Source organism: Janthinobacterium sp. PAMC25594, from assembly GCF_019443505.1.
Lineage (GTDB): Bacteria > Pseudomonadota > Gammaproteobacteria > Burkholderiales > Burkholderiaceae_D > Janthinobacterium.
Genome location: NZ_CP080377.1, coordinates 5,730,716 through 5,747,778 on the forward strand (window position 1 = coordinate 5,730,716; position 17,063 = coordinate 5,747,778).

General features: G+C 65.8%; 16 protein-coding genes. 5 read left to right on the forward strand and 11 right to left on the reverse strand.

The genetic code is table 11. The annotated features are described in order from the left end of the window. Positions 1-143 precede the first annotated feature (143 nt). The 8 genes from KY494_RS25630 to KY494_RS25670 all read right to left on the reverse strand — a co-directional run bounded on the left by KY494_RS25630 (position 144) and on the right by KY494_RS25670 (position 8,623). The gene (locus KY494_RS25630) at positions 144-860 is read right to left on the reverse strand and encodes a glycosyltransferase family 2 protein (protein WP_219888665.1); all 717 of its coding nucleotides are present in this window, start codon (positions 858-860) and stop codon (positions 144-146) included. Then, positions 857-2,227: a bifunctional PIG-L family deacetylase/class I SAM-dependent methyltransferase gene (locus KY494_RS29925; protein ID WP_258194464.1), complete on the reverse strand. Its 1,371-nt coding sequence runs from the start codon at positions 2,225-2,227 to the stop codon at positions 857-859. Before KY494_RS29925 ends, KY494_RS25630 begins: the two co-directional genes overlap by 4 nt. A 1-nt stretch (position 2,228) precedes the next feature. Further along, positions 2,229-3,257, reverse strand: a complete 1,029-nt coding sequence (locus KY494_RS25645; protein ID WP_219133746.1) for an acyl-CoA dehydrogenase — start codon at positions 3,255-3,257, stop codon at positions 2,229-2,231. A 144-nt stretch (positions 3,258-3,401) separates the two neighbouring features. Beyond that, positions 3,402-4,022: a hypothetical protein gene (locus KY494_RS25650; RefSeq protein WP_219888667.1), complete on the reverse strand. Its 621-nt coding sequence runs from the start codon at positions 4,020-4,022 to the stop codon at positions 3,402-3,404. Between the two features lie 241 nt (positions 4,023-4,263). Next, complete coding sequence (locus tag KY494_RS25655; protein WP_219888668.1) at positions 4,264-6,342, reverse strand: methyl-accepting chemotaxis protein; 2,079 nt, start codon at positions 6,340-6,342, stop codon at positions 4,264-4,266. Positions 6,343-6,399: 57 nt separating this feature from the next. Next, entirely contained in the window at positions 6,400-7,191 is a 792-nt protein-coding gene (locus KY494_RS25660; RefSeq protein WP_219888669.1) for a TorF family putative porin, read from the reverse strand. A 238-nt stretch (positions 7,192-7,429) separates the two neighbouring features. Further along, positions 7,430-7,843, reverse strand: coding sequence for a hypothetical protein (locus tag KY494_RS25665; RefSeq protein ID WP_219888670.1), 414 nt, complete (start codon positions 7,841-7,843; stop codon positions 7,430-7,432). Positions 7,844-7,924: 81 nt separating this feature from the next. Then, positions 7,925-8,623: a FadR/GntR family transcriptional regulator gene (locus KY494_RS25670; RefSeq protein WP_258194465.1), complete on the reverse strand. Its 699-nt coding sequence runs from the start codon at positions 8,621-8,623 to the stop codon at positions 7,925-7,927. A gap of 154 nt (positions 8,624-8,777) precedes the next feature. On the opposite strand from KY494_RS25670, the gene KY494_RS25675 reads away from it, so the two are divergent. From KY494_RS25675 to KY494_RS25690, 4 genes are all read left to right on the forward strand, one after another. Then, a complete protein-coding gene (locus KY494_RS25675) occupies positions 8,778-9,569 on the forward strand; it encodes a (Fe-S)-binding protein (RefSeq protein ID WP_219888671.1) in 792 nt (263 codons plus the stop codon). Next, positions 9,566-10,282 (forward strand): LUD domain-containing protein, encoded by a 717-nt coding sequence (locus KY494_RS25680; RefSeq protein WP_219888672.1) that lies wholly within the window; start codon positions 9,566-9,568, stop codon positions 10,280-10,282. Before KY494_RS25675 ends, KY494_RS25680 begins: the two co-directional genes overlap by 4 nt. Beyond that, entirely contained in the window at positions 10,279-11,724 is a 1,446-nt protein-coding gene (locus KY494_RS25685; protein ID WP_219888673.1) for a LutB/LldF family L-lactate oxidation iron-sulfur protein, read from the forward strand. Before KY494_RS25680 ends, KY494_RS25685 begins: the two co-directional genes overlap by 4 nt. A gap of 101 nt (positions 11,725-11,825) precedes the next feature. Then, entirely contained in the window at positions 11,826-13,532 is a 1,707-nt protein-coding gene (locus KY494_RS25690; RefSeq protein WP_219888674.1) for a lactate permease LctP family transporter, read from the forward strand. Positions 13,533-13,590: 58 nt separating this feature from the next. On the opposite strand, the gene KY494_RS25695 is transcribed toward KY494_RS25690, so the two are convergent. Further along, positions 13,591-14,118 carry an NADPH-dependent FMN reductase gene (locus KY494_RS25695; RefSeq protein ID WP_170840440.1) on the reverse strand — a complete coding sequence of 176 codons (528 nt, stop codon included), beginning with the start codon at positions 14,116-14,118 and terminating at the stop codon, positions 13,591-13,593. Between the two features lie 98 nt (positions 14,119-14,216). Then, positions 14,217-14,450 carry a DUF3563 family protein gene (locus KY494_RS25700; RefSeq protein WP_080698581.1) on the reverse strand — a complete coding sequence of 78 codons (234 nt, stop codon included), beginning with the start codon at positions 14,448-14,450 and terminating at the stop codon, positions 14,217-14,219. Positions 14,451-14,753: 303 nt separating this feature from the next. Here KY494_RS25700 and fucP point away from each other — a divergent pair, with 303 nt between their 5' ends. Continuing rightward, positions 14,754-16,055 (forward strand): L-fucose:H+ symporter permease, encoded by a 1,302-nt coding sequence (gene fucP / locus KY494_RS25705; RefSeq protein ID WP_219888675.1) that lies wholly within the window; start codon positions 14,754-14,756, stop codon positions 16,053-16,055. A gap of 53 nt (positions 16,056-16,108) precedes the next feature. On the opposite strand, the gene KY494_RS25710 is transcribed toward fucP, so the two are convergent. After that, entirely contained in the window at positions 16,109-17,002 is an 894-nt protein-coding gene (locus tag KY494_RS25710; RefSeq protein ID WP_219888676.1) for a LysR substrate-binding domain-containing protein, read from the reverse strand. Between the last annotated feature and the right edge of the window lie 61 nt (positions 17,003-17,063).

A 17,063-nucleotide genomic window follows, 5' to 3' on the forward strand; every position in this document is an offset into this window, starting at 1 on the left:
AGTGAGCGTCTTCTGCTGGCAGTTCATCAGGAGCGCGGACAAGGCGTGAGGAGGACGCGTGGCGAGCCACGCGACGACGATCAACGCAGTCCCCGCTTCTGAGGGGCGCCAGCAGGGGATGTATTCATCTACTGGGACAGGCTCTAGGTCGGCGTCAGGTGTGGTGACGCTTCCATCTCCGCCACCACCTGCAGCAAGGTATCGCCAAAGCCGCCCCGTGCCCTGGCATGGCGGCGGGCGCTGGTGGTGACGCGCGGCGCGGCGCTCCAGGCGATGTGCGCGCCGCATTCTTGCAGCGCGGCCACCATGGCCACGTCTTCGCTGCAGGCCAGTGGCGCGAAGCCGCCGGCGCGCAGGTAGGCGCTGGCGCGCACGCCGAAATTGGCGCCATGGATGTGGCGGTGGCCGTCGGCATCGGTGTAGGTCTGGGCGAAGTGCCGGCGCAGCGCAGCGGCACTGGGGCCGTGCGGCGACCAGTCGTCCACCGCCACCGTGCCGCAGACGGCATCGGCGTCCAGGCCCAGCTGGGTGCTCAGCCAGGAGGGCGACACGCGCGTATCCGCATCCGTAAAGGCCAGCCAGCGAGCGCCGCGCTGCAGCAGTTGCCGCGCGCCGGCGGCGCGCGCGGTGCCCACGTTCCGCGCATGGATGGCGATGCAGTCGAGACGCCAGCGCAGGTCCGCCTGCATGGCATGCGTCAGCACGATGCGCTGCGACTGGTCGCTGCAGGCATCGAGCACGATGACGATGCACACCGCCTCGCCATGCAGCAAGGGACAGGTGGCGGCAAGGCGCAACGCGTCCAGGCAGGCCCCCAGGCATGCTTCTTCGTTATGCACGGGCACCACCACGCCGATCATGCGAAACCCTCGCGCTGCGCCACCGAGCGCGCATCGTTCGACCAGATCCCCAGCAGGAAGTCGCTTTCTTCGTGCCGCAGCACGCGGTGCAGGCCGGGCGCGTCCTGGAAGGCCGCATGTACGCGCACGGTCGAGACGATGCGCTGCGCGAACGGCGCGCGCCAGTGGCACAGGACGATGTCGCCGCCCGGCGCCAGGCTGGCGATGCTGTGTTCGACCACGCGCGCCAGTTCTTGCGGCGACAGGTAATAGGCGATCTCGCTCAGGACGATCAGGTCGAATTTCTCGGCGCCGGGCAGGATGCGCGGCCAGTCCCGCGGCAGCCGGTGCTGCGCGAGGCTGACGTTGGCGCCGCATCCGGCGTCGAGCAGGCGCTGCTGCGCCAGCCCCAGCGCTTCGGCCGAGAGGTCGGCCGCCAGCACGCGTTCGCAGCGTCGCGCCAGTTCGGCCGTCAGCTCGCCATTGCCGCAGCCCGGTTCATAGGCGTGGCGGTAGCGCCGCTGCGGCAGGCTGGCCAGCAGCAGGCCGCGCTTGCGCTCCTCGTACCAGCGCTGGCGCACCCGCCACGGGTCGGCATCCTGGCGATACAGTTGTTCGAAATAGCGGCCGCGCTGGTCGTCCGGCGTGGAAGTAGCGCTCATAGAAAATACACCTCCCACGCATGTAGCAGGCGCTGCAAGGCGTCGCCGGCGACGATGGCGGGGCGGCCCGTCGACGGGTCGTCCTGCATCTGGCTGGCGAAGCAGCGCAGTGCGGCGCGCGCGCTGCCACGGCACGCGCATGTCGCCCGGCGCGGCCCAGTGCCAGCCCCAGACGGGCATTTCCACCAGGGTGGCGCCGCTGGCCGCGCAGGCCGCAGCGCAGGCCCGGCCGCATGCTTCATGGTCCGGATGGCCGTCCAGGCGCCAGGTGGTGAAGACTCTGTCGCCGGGACGCAGCTGCGCTGCCAGTGCGGCGCTCAGCTGCGGCGTCATGCCGGCCACGCCGCCATCGGGCAGGTGCAGGCGCAGCCATGCGGGCGACGCCAGTCCCAGCGTGGCCAGCGCCAGCGCGGATTCTTGCGGACGCACCTGGCGCAGGCGTTCCTGCGGCCAGAGGGGCGAGTCCGGGTGGCTGGCGTCGCCATCGGTGACGGCGATAAACAGCAATTCGCTGCCTTGCGCCGCCAGCAGTTGCAGCAAGCCGCCGCAGGCGAGGATTTCATCGTCGGGATGGGGCGCGACGATGACGGCGCGCGTCCCTGGCGGCACCAGTGCGTGCGCGCCGATGCAGGGCAGGTCGTTCAGCCCCGGCCAGGATAGCCATACCTGGTCCGGCGTGCCGCTGCCTTCGATGCGGCGCGCTTGCGTATCGGATTGGGCCAGCATGTCAGAGCGCCCACGGATGGTCTTCGGCGCCCGCGACGATACCGCCCAGCACGGCCTGATCGCGTTCGGCATGGCTCTGGCGCAGGAAGACGGGCAGGTCGGCCGCCAGGCGTGCAAAGCGGGCATCGCGGCACAGGGGGCCGGCGCCCAGCGCACGCGTGGCCAGGTGCAGGACCAGGGTGGCGGCGTCTTCCACCGTCAGGCGCAGCCGCAGCGCCAGGCCCATGGCGTCGCGCTGCGGCTGTGCGTCGATCTCGGCGGCGCCTTCGCGCAGCAGGGCGCCGGCGGCGCGCAAGGCGCAGTCGATCTGCCCCAGTTGCGCCAGGCGCACGGGATCGGGCGCGGCGTGCTGCGCGCGCGCATGCAGGTGGCCGGCGACGGCGCAGGCCGCGCCATACCAGGCGGCCGCGATGCCGGCGCCGCCGTGCCAGAAGCCGGGGCGCTCCAGGTAGGCGCCCGGAGCGCCCACGGGAAAGGCCCGCGCGCCGGAAAAGGTCACGTCGACGCTGGCGCAGGCGAGCATGCCGACGGCTTGCCAGCCTTCATCCGTGACGTGCACGCCCGGCTGCGACAGCGCCACGGAGGCCAGGCAAGCCTGGCCGTCCTCATTCCAGCAGCTGATCAAGGCATGGCTGAGTCCCTTCGCCCCGGAGCACCAGGCCTTGCGGCCCTCGAGCACATAGCGGCCATCGGCCGCCTGCTGCAACTGCACGCGCGCGCCCGGCATTTCCGCGCACCATACGCCCCAGCTGCTGCCGGCCGGCACGCCGGGACCGTCGATTTCCGCCAGGATGGCCAGCGCATCGGTATGGCCCTCGTACAGCTTGAGCAGGGAAAGGTCGATGGCGGCGATGGCGGCCAGCATTTGCCAGCGCTGCAGGGTGGCGCCGTGGCCGGGCAAGGGTAATTGGTCCAGCCCCGCGTGGCGCAGGCGCTGCAAGCCGTCGATCGGGTGGAAAGTGTTGTCCTGTGGCTGCAGCAGGGCGGCCAGCGCAGTGTTGGACGGCAGGGGAAAGGCGTTAGACGACATGGCAAGCTCCTGTTTTTCAACAGGATAGCTTTCTGTTTTCGCAATGTATGTTCGATTCTGCACATACACTCGCCAACGGCCTCAAGTCTATGGCGCGGCCGCGGCAAGCCGCAGGGCTGGGTGGCCCCACAGCCGATCGCGCACTTATTTTTTCACGTAGTGCATGTCCAGTACATACGCACCCTTGTCCAGCATCACCGTAAACAGGTCGTTGCCGCGCAAGGACAGGCCGCCGGGGATGCTTTGTGCAGCTTGCATGCCTTCATCCCACATGCACGATTCGCCATTGTCCACGTCAACGCACCACTGTTGCTGGTTTGCTCGCAGCACATATTTCACAGTGGCGCCGGTCCGCTGGTAGCTGTAGGCAGGGGCCGAAGAGGTGATCTTGTCGACGCGCAAGCTCGTTGCCGCGGCATTTTCCGCCAGCTTGATCAGCATGTCGGCGGTGCCGTCCGGCTTGCCGGTGATCTTCGCGTTGATGCTGTCTGTCGCGACCACGGGGCCGGAGCAATCGGCCTTGAAGTAAGTCTCGCCGGTCGGCGTCAGTTCCAGCGAACCGCTGCCGTCGCTCTTGAACGCGATGACCAGCGTTTGACGGTCGTGATCGTCGCAGGCCGACTGCCAGGTGCCGATATACGCTGCCAGCGGCGAGGCGCTGCCGGAATCGCCGGCAAGCCGCTGTGTCGTACCGCCGCCACCGCCACCACAGCCGGTCAAGAGTGCCGCGGCCGAGCCGGCCAATACTGCCAATAATTTTTTCATGCATCATCCTTTTTCATCCGGCAGCAGTGCCTGCCGTCAACGCGGCCTGATTATAGGAGTATTGATAGGGAGCAATTCTCCCCAAATCTATCAGCGACTTGATTTAGATCAATATCTTTCCCAGGAGGACGATACTGCATTATATAAAATATTTCTTTATGGAAACTTACGAAAACGCGCCATGCTGCTGCTCCACCCGCAAAGAGGGGTATCTTTGCGGGTTAGCGTCGCCGCGCTCCGCTTAAAACTCTTCCCAGTCATCGCCAGCCGGTGCCTTGGCGGCCGCGCGCGGCGTTGCCTGCGGCTTGGCGACGCTCAGGCGCTTGGCGGGCGCCGGTGTTGTTGCCGGCGTGGCGCGCGGCGTGGCCACGCTTGCAGCCGGCGCCGCCTGGCGCACCTGCTCGCCCAGCTTGAACACGCTGACCACCTGGGCCAGATGGCTGGCCTGGTCTTGCAAGCTTTCGGCGGCCGCCGCCGCCTCCTCGACCAGGGCCGCGTTTTGCTGCGTCACGCCATCCATCTGCGCCAGCGCCTGGTTGACCTGGGCGATGCCGTCGCTTTGCTCGGTGGTGGCGACGCTGATGTCGGCCATGATGGCGGTCACCTTGCGCACGCTGTCGACCACCTGCTCCATGGTGGCGCCCGCTTCATCGACGAGCTTGCTGCCGGCGGCCACCTTGCCCACGGAATCGTCGATCAGCAGCTTGATTTCCTTGGCCGCCGCCGCCGAGCGTTGCGCCAGGTTGCGCACTTCCGTGGCGACGACGGCGAAGCCGCGTCCCTGTTCCCCCGCGCGCGCCGCTTCCACGGCCGCGTTCAGGGCCAGGATATTCGTCTGGAAGGCGATGCCATCGATGACGCTGATGATGTCGACGATCTTGTTCGACGAGTCATTGATCGAGGTCATGGTTGCTATCACCTTGCCGACCACTTCGCCACTCTTCTGCGCCACGCTCGATGCGGAAGCGGCCAGTTGATTCGCCTGGCGCGCATGGTCGGCGTTTTCCTTCACCGTGCCCGTCAGCTCTTCCACCGAGGCGGCCGTCTCTTCCAGCGAACTGGCTTGCTGTTCCGTGCGGGCCGACAGGTCGTTATTGCCTTGCGCAATTTCGGCGCTGGCACGGGCCACATTGTCGGCGCTCGCTTGCACTTGCAGCAGCACGGCGTGGATCTTTTCCACGAAGGCGTTGAACCCCTTGCCGATCACGGCCAGTTCGTCGGTGCCCTTGACTTCGAGCTTCACGCGCAGGTCGGCGTCGCCGCTGGACAGGTCCGTCATGGTGCGGCCCAGGGTGCGCAGCGGTCGCGTCAGCTGGTTGACGACGAGGATCAAAATGCCGGCCGTGGCGGCCGCGCACAGCAGGGCGACGATCAGGGTGTAGATCATCAGGTCGCGCGCCGAAGCCGTGGCCACGCTTTTCGGGAAGTTCAGTTCCACGCTCCACGGCGCGATATCGGGGTGGATCTGCAGCGGCTGCAGCAGGTGGATGTAGCCCTTGTCGTCCTCGTATTCATACGCCTGGCCCTGGCGCACCTTTTCCAGGCCGGCAGCCGGCACGTCGTCGGCCTTCTTGCCCAGCCGCTCAGGTGCGGGATGGCTGGCGTACAGGCCGCCGTTCGAGATCAGGGCCAGCTTGCCGCCCTCGATCACTTTCAGGCCTGCCAGGATCTTCGCCAGGCGCGTGAGCATGAAGTCGGCGCTGGCCGTGCCCTTGAAGCCGCCGTCGATCATGATGGGGGCGACAAGCGAGGCCATCAGCACATCCTTGCCGTCGACGGGGTAGATGTACGGTTCCGTAAAGAAGGTTTTGCCGGTGCGTTTGGGCACGTCGTACCAGTCGTTGGCGCCCGGCTTCGGATCGAAGACGATGGGTTCGACTTGCAGCTTGCCGCCGGCGCCCCGCGTCCAGTAGGGCATGAAGCGACCGCTGGCGTCGTAGTTCGGTTTCTGGTTGGCAAATTCCGCATCCTTGCCGTCGAGCGCGTTCGGTTCCCACGTCACGGCCGCGCCCAGCAAGTCTTCCGAACTGGTCAGCGTGGCCTTGGTCAGTTCATTGATCTGCTCGCGCTGCAGGGGCAGGTTCGCGCTTTTCGTGCCGCGCATGGCGCCGGCCAGGCTGCTGACGCTGGCCAGGTTGCTGGCGATGCGCGCCTGCAGCGCGCCCGCCACTTCGCGCGCCGACGTGCGCGCCAGTTCCAGTGCGGCGGCCTCGGCGCTGGCGCTGCTCTTGTAGCCGATCACCGCCGCCGTGACGCCCAGGCTGAGGATGGCGAGCGCGGTGGCGGCGACGCAGATTTTGCTGTTCAGTGATAGTTGCATGAGGCTGTTCCTTGATGGGGAGAGGTATCGGTGTCTCGGGCGTCGCGGGTAGTGCGGCTAGAAAGTCTTGCTGATGGCCAGCACGAAGGTGGTCGCGGCGGGGTTCGAGGTGTCGAACCGGCCCGCCGCATTCGGGATGCCCAGCGTGTAATGATCGTAGGCGTCGGTGGCGCCCCAGGCGCGCGTCACGGCGCCACTCAGGCTCCAGCCGCCATCGAAGGCCCTGGTGACGCCGACCTTGGCGTCGCGCCAGTTCCATATCGCATTGCCCGTGCCCGCCACCCGGCCATTGCCGGCGTGCAGATTCAAGGTCCAGGCATTGCCCAGGTCGACATTCGCGCCCACGTCCAGGTAGCCCGTGCCGCGCGCATGCGTGATGCCGAAAAAGTCCGGCGTGACGGTACGGTTGTACTTGGCGTACAGCATCTTGTAGCTCAGGCCCAGCGACAGTTCGCCATAGTCGTACTTGACGCCTGTGGCGCGGTAGACGGCGCCCGGATACTTGTAGTAATACGCCAGTACGCTGTAGCCCAGCTCGCCCACCGTGCCGCCGTAACCGCCGTACAGGTCCCATTCGAAGCTTGCATCCTGGATATAACGGTCGCTGACGGTGGACGCCCATGTCCCCAGCGACCAGCCGCTCGGGTGCGCGTAGTCGGCACCCGCCTGCAGGGCCGGCTTACCCCAGGTCTGGCGAAAGCCGCGCGAAATGTATTGCGAGGTGAGGCTGGCATTGGCGCTGATGGTGGCGGCAGTGCCGTCCGTGGTCTGCGCCTGCAGGGGCAGGGCGGCGAGCAGGAAGACACAGCCCAGCAAGGTTTTTCCCGGAAAGTTGCGGTTCGATGGCATGGCAGTCGGCTCCGTATTTGCTGGCAGCGGCCGTCCAGGCACGTTGCCCTGATGGTTGCGATAAATAAATGCGGGGGACTTTGCGCAAGCAAGGCGACGCCGTCTGCATGCTCTCTGCAACATGCACACATGCTCACCAAACGTAACTGAAAGGATAGGGGCTAGGGCTAGTGGAAGTCAACAAAGTTGCGCTGAGGAAATCGTAAGTTGTTGTTTCCTGTCACTTTTCATGCGCCTGTCATATTGCGGGTGCGCCGCGGCTGGCTGCCTGTTGCAAGCTGGCCAGCAGGCCGGGCAGGGCCGCATGCAGGGCAGGCAGGTCGCCTGCCTGTAACTCGGCCTGCGCTTCCACGCGGCCCGATGGCTGGCCCCAGACGACCTGTGCGCTCAGCCGGGCGCCGGCCTCGAGTCCCGTGACGCTGACCAGCAGGGCGACTTCTTCCGGGGCATCCTCGGGCACTTCCTCCAGCAGGCAGGAAATGCCGAAATGATAATCCTCGAAAGCGCTGGCCGTACCGCTGGAAAAGGCGAACACGGAGGCGAGCACCTGCGGCGCGGCGGCCGCGAGTGGCGGCAGGGCAGCGCGGAACAGGGGCAGCAAGTCGTTTTCCAGCTGGCGTACCAGCGGATGGGTGTGAGCGAGGACGGTCATGGCAGGATGAAATCAAAGGCGGCGCGCGATGTTAGCAGTTTTCGCCGCCGCTGTGGCCGTAGACTGGTCCTACCAGTCGCCCTATTCGTCGCTGGTCACGCGCGTGCGCACGAAATCGATGTGGCTTTGCATGGCCGTGCGCGCTTCCTCGGGCTGGCTGGCGCAGATGGCCTCGCACAGGGTGCGGTGCTGCGACAGCAGTTGCAGCGAGGTGGCGTCGTCTTGCTGGCGCAAGCCCGTGCCATTGAGGGTGATATGTTCGCGCAGCATGCCGATGATGCTGGTGTGCAAGTGTAAAAACATGGTGTTGTGCGATGCCTGCGCGATGACTTCATGCAGCCGCGCATCGGCCTGCGCCTCGCCGTGCTTGTCGTCGACCGCGCGTGCCTGTTCCAGCTCGGCCAGCAGCGCCATGATCTGCGTGCGCTCGCCCGCGCTGGCCCGCTGCGCCGCAAAATAGGCCGTCGCCCCTTCCAGCACGCGGCGAAATTCCAGGATGTCGTCGCGCAGGGCGGGGTGGTCAGCCACCAGCTGGCTCCACGGCGAAGCCATGCCGGTGCGCAATTGATCCGTCACAAAGACGCCGGCGCCGCGCCGGCTGCGCACCAGGCCCCGCGCCGCCAGCCGTTGCACCGCTTCGCGCACGGTATTGCGCGAGACCCCATATTGCAGTGCCAGCAGGCGCTCGGCCGGCAGCTGTGCGCCCGCCGGCAAGCTGCCGTCCAGCAGGGCCGTCTCCAGCCTGCGCATCACCGTTTCGACCCTGCCCCGCGTTTGCATGCCTGTCGCCATCGCTGTTGTCTCGTTTGTTGTTTTCAAGTGGTCCGAGCAATTTGAAGTGGCTCGAAGAAGCTGGAATTATGCGTGAAGCAGTCATTCTTAACAACACACAGCGGCGCCGCAGCAACACACAGAGCGCCGGGGAGACACACTCATGCAGCCAGACCCGCGCCAGCCGCGCCACTATCCCCCCGCACCGCTCCAGGTGTACCTGTTCGCCACCTGCCTGGTCGACCTGTTCGTGCCGCAGGCCGGGCTCGACGCGGTGCGCCTGCTGGAGCGGGAAGGCTTGCTGGTGCATTATCCGCGCGGCCAGAGCTGCTGCGGCCAGCCCGCCTACAGCAGCGGCAACCCGGAGCAGGCGCGTGCCGTGGCGCGCGCCCAGCTCGACCTGTTTGCGCAACCGTGGCCCGTGATCGTGCCGTCAGGCTCCTGCGCCGGCATGATGCGCCATCACTGGCCGCAGCTGTTCCAGGATGACCCCGTGGCCGGCCCCAAGGCGGTCGAACTGGCCGAACGCGTGTATGAACTGAGCGAATTTCTCGTCTGCGTGCTGAAACTCGACCTGGTCAGCCTTTCTGGCGCCGGACAGGCCGATGAAAACGTGGTGCTGCATACCTCGTGCGGCGCGCGTCGCGAAATGGGCACCCGGCTGCACGGCGTGGCGCTGGTCGACGCCTTGCCCGGCGTGACGCGCATCGAGCACCAGCGCGAATCGGAATGCTGCGGTTTCGGCGGCACGTTTTCATTGAAACACCCGGACATTTCCGGCGCCATGGTCAGCGACAAGATCGCCTCGGCCTGCGCCACGGGCTGCGACCGGCTCGTCTCGGCCGACTGCGGCTGCCTGCTCAATATCGGCCACGCCGCGCAGCACCAGGGCGCGCCGCTGCCCGTCGAGCACCTGGCCAGCTTCTTGTGGCGCCGCACGGGAGGTGCGCCATGAGTACCGCATTGACCGCCCGCGAACGCATGCTGGGACGGCTGCGCGCCGCCGCGCCTTCCGCGCCCGAAGCGGTGGAGGCCATCGATACGGCCATCGACAGCCATTACCAGGCGCGCCGCGCCGCAGCGCCGCAGTCGCCGCGCCAGCAGCTCGACGCCATGCAGGCCGCTTTGCGCGCTTCGCACGCGCAGGTCGATTGCGTGAGCATGGACGCCTGGCCTGCCCTGCTGGCGCAGCGTCTCGGTGCGCACGGCGTGCGCCGTTTGCTGCTCGATACCGCCAGCGTGGAAGGGCAGGCCTTGCGCGCCGCCTTGCCCGCTGGCGTGGAAACGCTGTCCTTTGACCGTCCGCTGGCGCAGTGGAAGGGAGAGTTGTTCGACAGCGTCGACGCGGGTTTCACCGTCGCCCGTTCCGGCATCGCCGCCACAGGCACCCTGGTCATCGCGCCCGACGCGGCCACGCCGCGCACGGTATCGCTGGCGCCCCCGCTGCACGTTTGCCTTGTTTATACCAGCACGCTGCATGCGGACTTGCATGCGGCGGCGCGCGCCGAGCGCTGGGCGGACGGCATGCCAGCGAACCTGGTGCTGGTGTCGGGTCCCTCGAAAACCTCCGATATCCAGCAAACGCTGGCCTATGGCGCACACGGCCCGCGCTGGCTGTGGGTGCTGATCATTGATGATCTGTCAGCCCATGAAGGAGGCCAGCCATGAACGCCAAGCCCTTGCAATTCGTCAAACCGGCAGACTTCCATGCGCGTGCCCGCGCCGCGCTGGACGATCCGAAGCTGCGTCAAAGTTTTCGCGGCGCCATGGATTTTTTACAGGACAAGCGCAGCGCCCAGTTCCCCGACGGCGACGAACTCGAACGCCTGCGCGACATCGGCGAAGCCGTGCGCCAGCACGCGCTGGCGCGCTTGCCCGACCTGCTGGTGCAGCTGGAAGACAAGCTGACGGCGGCCGGCGTGCAGGTGCACTGGGCCGAGGATGGCGAGCAGGCCAACGCCATCATCCACGCCATCGCGCAGCGCAACCAGGCGACGCGCTTCATCAAGGGCAAGTCGATGGCCAGCGAGGAGATCGAGCTCAATCACTACCTGGAAGCGCGCGGCATGACGTGCCTGGAGTCGGATATGGGCGAGTACATCGTGCAGCTGGCCGGCGAAAAGCCGTCGCACATCGTCATGCCGGCGATACACAAGACCCGCGCGGACATCGCCGGCCTGTTCGCCGAGCATATCCCCGACGCGCCCTACACGGAAGACGTCGACAGCCTGATCCAGACGGGGCGGCGCGCCCTGCGCCAGGCCTTCGTCGAGGCCGACATCGGCCTGTCGGGCGTGAACTTCGCGGCGGCCGACACGGGCACCCTGTGGCTGGTGGAAAACGAGGGCAATGGCCGCTTGACGACGTCCGTGCCGGAAGTGCACATCGCCATCATGGGCATGGAAAAGGTGGTGGCCAAGCTCGAACATATCGTGCCGCTTGCCAGCTTGTTGACGCGCTCGGCCACGGGGCAAGCCATCACCACCTATTTCAACCTGATTTCCGGCCCGCGCCGCGAAGGTGAACAGGATGGGCCGCGCGAAGTGCACCTGGTCTTGCTCGATAACGGCCGCAGCCAGGCCTACGCGGACGAGCAGCTGCGCGCCACCCTGCAATGCATACGCTGCGGCGCCTGCATGAACCACTGTCCCGTCTACACGCGCATCGGCGGCCACGCCTACGGCACCACGTATCCGGGGCCGATCGGCAAGATCATTTCGCCCCACTTGCTGGGACTTGATGCGACGGCCGACCTGGCCACGGCGTCGAGCCTGTGCGGCGCCTGCGGCGAGGTGTGCCCCGTGCGCATCCCGATTCCGCAGCTGCTGGTGCGCCTGCGCACGGAGGCGAACCGCAATCCGCATGAGGAAGTGACGCATCCGTTGCGCGGCCAGGGCGCCAAGTTCAGTCGCGGCGAAAGCCTGATCTGGCGTTTCTGGAGCGGCGCCTTTGCGCGCCCTGCCAGCTACCGCCTGTTCCGCTGGGCCGCCACGCGGCTGCGGCTGCTGACGCCGCGCGCGCAACTGGGCTGGACGCAGCACCGCAAGCCTTTAAAACCGGCGCCGCGCAGCCTGGCCGACCTGCTCAATGCGCGGGGGCAGGAAGAATAACCCGGCCCGGCAACACCGCAGCACCGCAAAAAACACGCTACACACAATTACATCAAAAGCCGTTTTTTCACTTAACCCGCATCCACCGGAGGAGACCCGACATGCAAACCTGGACCCAACTTTACACCCCGCTCGGCAGCTTGTGGCTGTCGTCACTGGCGGCAGCGATTCCCATCATCTTCTTCTTCATCGCCCTGGCGGCGTTGCGCATCAAGGGCCACGTGGCGGCCGCCGTCACGCTGGCGCTGGCGCTGGCCGTGGCGATTTTCGCCTACGGCATGCCCGTGCCGCAGGCGCTGGCGGCGGCCGGCTATGGCTTCGCGTACGGCTTGTGGCCCATCGCCTGGATCATCGTCACGGCCGTCTTCCTGTATAAAATTGTCGTCAAGACGGGGCAGATCGACATCATCCGCGCCTCCGTGCTGTCGGTCACGGACGACCAGCGCCTGCAGGTGCTGCTGATCGGCTTTGCCTTCGGCGCCTTCCTGGAAGGGGCGGCCGGTTTCGGCGCGCCCGTGGCCATCACCTCGGCCCTGCTGGTGGGCCTGGGCTTCAACCCGCTGTACGCGGCGGGCCTGTGCCTGATCGCCAACACGGCACCTGTGGCCTTTGGCGCCATGGGCATCCCCATCATCGTGGCGGGCCAGGTGACAGGCATCGACCCGTTCCTGATCGGCGCCATGGCGGGCCGCCAGTTGCCGCTGCTGTCGCTGCTGGTGCCGTTCTGGCTGGTGTTCATGATGGATGGTTTCCGCGGCGTGCGCGAAGTATGGCCGGCCGCGCTGGTGACGGGTTTGAGCTTTGCCGTGACCCAGTACTTCACTTCGAACCATATCGGCCCTGAACTGCCGGATATCACCTCGGCCCTCGTCAGCCTGGTGTCGCTGACCCTGTTCCTGAAAGTGTGGCAGCCGAAGAATGCGAAAGTGGCCCATGCCGTCGGCGGCGGCACGGCCGCGCTGTCCGGTTTTGGCGGCGGCGCAGGCAAGGCGGACGTGCGCGGCAGCGGTAACCGCGCCGCCTCGCCCTATACGATGGCGCAGACCATGCGCGCCTGGGCGCCGTTCGGCCTGTTGACGGCCATCGTCACCGTGTGGAGCCTGCCCGGCTTCAAGGCCCTGTTTGCCGCCGGCGGGGCGCTATCGAGCCTGGTCATCAAGATCCACGTGCCGTACCTGGACCAGCTGGTGATCAAGACCATGCCCATCGTGACCGTGCCGAAGGCGTATGACGCCGTGTTCAAGCTCGATTTGCTGTCGGCCGTGGGCACGGCGATCTTGCTGACGGCCGTGCTGTCGATGCTGATGCTGCGCATGAAGCCGCGCGATGGCATGAAGGCCTTCGTGGAAACCGTGGTGGAATTGCGCCGTCCCGTGCTGTCGATCGGCCTGGTGCTGGCGTTTGCCTTCGTTGCCAATTACTCGGGCATGTCGTCCACCCTGGCCCTGCTGCTGGCCGGCAGCGGCGCCGCGTTCCCGTTCTTCTCGCCATTCCTCGGCTGGCTGGGCGTCTTCCTGACGGGTTCCGACACGTCGTCGAACGCCTTGTTCTGCTCCTTGCAAAACACCACGGCGCACCAGATCGGCGTGTCCGACACCTTGCTGGTGGCGGCCAATACGACGGGCGGCGTGACGGCGAAGATGATTTCGCCCCAATCGATCGCCGTCGCCTGCGCCGCAACGGGCCTGGTAGGCAAGGAATCGGACCTGTTCCGCTTCACCTTGAAGCACAGCCTGTTGTTTGCCGTGATCATCGGCATCATCACCATGCTGCAGGCCTACGTTTTCACCGGCATGATCCCGCACTGAGCGGTCCGTAGAAGTACGTAGTAAAACTAGATGAACTGATAGCAAAACGTGCAGAGGATCATGAAAATGACCTGATGCACTGCAGCATATCGAGGATGGCCCGGCGCAATGCCGGGTCCGCGGCGATGCCGTCGGCATCGAGACCCGAGCCCAGCAAAGGCAGGCTGATGCAGGCCTCGTCGATCAGGCGCGCCGACATGGTGCGCACCGTCTCGCGCAGGGCCGCCTGCGCGTGCGTGGCGCGCGGCGAGGCGTTCAGCAGCACCAGCGGTTTGTCGATGAATGATTCATTTCCCACCATCCAGTCCAGCGCATTCTTCATGGGGCCGCTCACGCCATGCGCGTACTCGGGGCTGGCCAGCAGCAGCACGTCGGCCGCGAGGATGGCGTCGCGCAGGCCCGTCACGGCTGGCAGGCTGTCGGCGTCGAGGTCGGGATTGAACAGGGGTAATTCTCCCAGGCCCGGATAGATGCGGATTGCATATTCCGCTGGGGCAAGCCGGGCGATGGCGCGCAGCAGCGCGGTGTTCAGGGAGGCGGCGCGCAGGCTGCCGGCGATGGCGAGGATGGTGATGGGCGTTTTCATTCCGCCTGTATAGCCCATCCTGTGCTCAAGCGCAAGGCGAGCAGGATGGCGCTATGGATACTGCAACAGCCGATGAGTAGCTGGGTACGGCGGCACTCTTAACGGCTCAGACCGCTCATCCAGCTTGGCTGCGGGTTGGCGCGGGCCAGTTCGCGCATGCGATATTCCAGGTCGTAACGGTCGGTCGATTCGGCCAGGTAGGCTTCTTCGTAAGCGCGTTCGCGGCGGTCGCTGCTTTGGTTCAGCCAGGCGCCGACGCGTTTGGCGGCATGGACCAGGGTGGCGACGATATTGCTGTTTTGCGTGGTGTGGTAAGTAAATGCGGTAGACATGGCAGACTCCTAGTGTGGCGTGCCGCGTTGTGCTGCACTGCAATATAAGTATAGCGATTTCAAGTTATAAGGCTACTTTTGATTTCGAATGTCAGCTATTCAATTATCGAATAATTGATGGGAAACCTGCGCAATCCGGGGCCTTTCGGGCATAATGCGGCCGCAGCAAGGTAGTTTTACTACGCGCTCGGCCTTGCGAAGATGTTGCTTTCAAACACGAACGCTGCCGCTGCCTGGCGGTGCCCCCGCAAGCGATGGGCCAGGGCAGGGCACGACAATCTTGGATAGAACAATGGAGAAAGTATGGAACACGTAAAGCAGGGACTGGGCGCACCGCGCGCGCAGGCCGGCACGCAAAACAATACAGGCGCCCTGATCATTGTCACGGTGCTGTTTTTCATGTGGGGACTGCTGACCTCGCTAAATGATGTGCTGATTCCCCATCTGCGCTCGATCTACACCCTGACCTATGTCCAGGCGATGCTGGTGCAGTTCTGCTTCTTTGGCGCCTACGCCATCGTTTCGTTGCCGGCCGGCATGCTGATCAAGAAAATCGGCTACCAGCGCGGCGTCGTCGCCGGCTTGCTGATCGCCGCCGCCGGCTGCGCCATGTTCTACCCGGCGTCCACCGGCAGCTATGCGCTGTTCCTGCTGTCCTTCTTCATCCTGGCGGCCGGCATCACCGTGCTGCAGGTGGCGGCCAACCCGTACGTGACGGAACTGGGCGACCCGCAGACGGCGTCGAGCCGTTTGACCCTGACGCAGGCGTTCAACGCGCTGGGCACCACCGTGGCGCCAGCCTTGGGCGGCATGCTGATTTTGTCCGGCACCGTGCTGACGGTGCAGCAGTTCGACCTGCTGCCTGCCGCCGAGCAACTGGCCTACCGCGCCAAGGAAGCCGCTTCCGTGCAAGGCCCGTACCTGGTGCTGGCCGCCACCCTGGTGATCCTGGCCGTGCTGTTCGCGCTGGCAAAATTGCCGAAGATTTCGCATGCCGACGATGCGGCCGCCCTGGCGCAGGATGGCCACAAGGTCTCGATCTGGTCGCACCGCCACCTGGTGCTGGGCGCGCTGGCCATCTTCCTGTATGTGGGCGGTGAAGTCAGTATCGGCAGCTTCCTGATCAACTTCCTGGGCGAGAGCCATATCGCGGGCCTCAGCCACGCCGACGCCGCTTATTTCGTCAGTTATTACTGGGGTGGCGCCATGCTGGGCCGCTTCGTCGGCTTTGCCGTGATGCGCTATGTCAGCCCGGGCAAGACCCTGGCCTTCAACGCCGCCATCGTCATCGCGCTGATCCTCGTCGCCGTGTTCTCCAGCGGTCACACGGCCATGTGGGCATTGATCGCCGTCGGCCTGTTCAACTCCATCATGTTCCCGACTATCTTCAGCATGGCCCTGAACAAGCTGGGTGCGCAAACGGGACAAGGTTCGGGCATCCTGTGCATGGCCATCGTCGGCGGCGCCATCGTGCCGTTCATCCAGGGCTTCCTGGCCGACCTCATCAACCTGCAGCTGTCCTTCCTCGTGCCGGCCCTGTGCTACACGTTCATTTTGTACTTCGGCTGGAAGTACGCCAGCATGTACAACGACGACGCCAAGTAAGCAAGGTAGCGTTATCAATATAAAGGGTGGCCTCGGCCACCCTTTTTTTTGCGTCAGTGCGCGAACTGCGTGCCCAGCACGTCCTGGCACACTTCGAGCCAGGCGCGCGCCGCGTGCGACAGATAGCGCCCGCTCCAGACGTGCGCCACCTGCCACGCCACTTCCGGTTCGACGAGGCGCACCGCCTCCAGAGGTTCGCCGGCCAGGCGGTGGATGAACGGCTCGGGCAGCAGGGCCACGCCCAGGCCGGCCGAGGCCATCGCCACCAGCCAGTCCCACTGGCCGCTCTGCGCCGCGATGGTCGGCGTGAAGCCCGCCTGCGCGAAATGCTGGCGCAGGCTGCGCGTGAGGGCGAAATCATCCTTGAGTAACACCAGCGGCAAGTCGGCCAGCGCCTTGAAGGGCAGTGTCGTGCGGTTTTTCTGGAACGTGCCCGGTTCGGCCAGGGCCCAGATCGGGTAGCTGGCCACTTCCACGGCCACGAGGTCGAGTTCCGGGTCGGCCGGCAGCACCGTCATGCCGATTTCCAGCTCGCCGGCCGCCACCTTGCGCTCGATCTGCTGGCCCGTGTCTTCCTGCAGGGTCAGGCTGATGTGCGGATGGCGCGCGCGGAAGGCTTTTAAGACGGGCGTAAACAGCACATTGATCATGGGCGGGATGCCGACCGTCAGGCTGCCGCGCTGCAAGGCCTGGGTGTCGCGCACTTCCAGGGTCAGCTGGCGCATGTTCGCCAGCATTTCCTGGCCGTGCTGGTAGACGATGCGGCCCGTGTCGGTGAGCGTCAGCTTGCGCCCGTCGCGCACCAGCAGCTGGGCGCCCACTTCCTCTTCCAGCTGGCGCACCATCTTGCTGATGGTCGACTGGGTCAGGTGCAGTGATTCCGCCGCCTGCGTAAAGCTCGACAGGCGCACGGTTTCGACAAAATAGCGCAGGGAACGGATATCCAAGATGGGGCTCGCCTCGGCGAAGCATGAAAATATCGACTGGGTTTGGCGAAATTAATTCATG

Excerpts from the sequence above, each read along its gene's own strand:
- KY494_RS25630 (WP_219888665.1), bottom strand. The coding sequence starts at position 860 with ATGATCGGCGTGGTGGTGCCCGTGCATAACGAAGAAGCATGCCTGGGG.
- KY494_RS29925 (WP_258194464.1), bottom strand. The coding sequence starts at position 2,227 with ATGCTGGCCCAATCCGATACGCAAGCGCGCCGCATCGAAGGCAGCGGC.
- KY494_RS25645 (WP_219133746.1), bottom strand. The coding sequence starts at position 3,257 with ATGTCGTCTAACGCCTTTCCCCTGCCGTCCAACACTGCGCTGGCCGCC.
- KY494_RS25650 (WP_219888667.1), bottom strand. The coding sequence starts at position 4,022 with ATGAAAAAATTATTGGCAGTATTGGCCGGCTCGGCCGCGGCACTCTTG.
- KY494_RS25655 (WP_219888668.1), bottom strand. The coding sequence starts at position 6,342 with ATGCAACTATCACTGAACAGCAAAATCTGCGTCGCCGCCACCGCGCTC.
- KY494_RS25660 (WP_219888669.1), bottom strand. The coding sequence starts at position 7,191 with ATGCCATCGAACCGCAACTTTCCGGGAAAAACCTTGCTGGGCTGTGTC.
- KY494_RS25665 (WP_219888670.1), bottom strand. The coding sequence starts at position 7,843 with ATGACCGTCCTCGCTCACACCCATCCGCTGGTACGCCAGCTGGAAAAC.
- KY494_RS25670 (WP_258194465.1), bottom strand. The coding sequence starts at position 8,623 with ATGCAAACGCGGGGCAGGGTCGAAACGGTGATGCGCAGGCTGGAGACG.
- KY494_RS25675 (WP_219888671.1), top strand. The coding sequence starts at position 8,778 with ATGCAGCCAGACCCGCGCCAGCCGCGCCACTATCCCCCCGCACCGCTC.
- KY494_RS25680 (WP_219888672.1), top strand. The coding sequence starts at position 9,566 with ATGAGTACCGCATTGACCGCCCGCGAACGCATGCTGGGACGGCTGCGC.
- KY494_RS25685 (WP_219888673.1), top strand. The coding sequence starts at position 10,279 with ATGAACGCCAAGCCCTTGCAATTCGTCAAACCGGCAGACTTCCATGCG.
- KY494_RS25690 (WP_219888674.1), top strand. The coding sequence starts at position 11,826 with ATGCAAACCTGGACCCAACTTTACACCCCGCTCGGCAGCTTGTGGCTG.
- KY494_RS25695 (WP_170840440.1), bottom strand. The coding sequence starts at position 14,118 with ATGAAAACGCCCATCACCATCCTCGCCATCGCCGGCAGCCTGCGCGCC.
- KY494_RS25700 (WP_080698581.1), bottom strand. The coding sequence starts at position 14,450 with ATGTCTACCGCATTTACTTACCACACCACGCAAAACAGCAATATCGTC.
- fucP (WP_219888675.1), top strand. The coding sequence starts at position 14,754 with ATGGAACACGTAAAGCAGGGACTGGGCGCACCGCGCGCGCAGGCCGGC.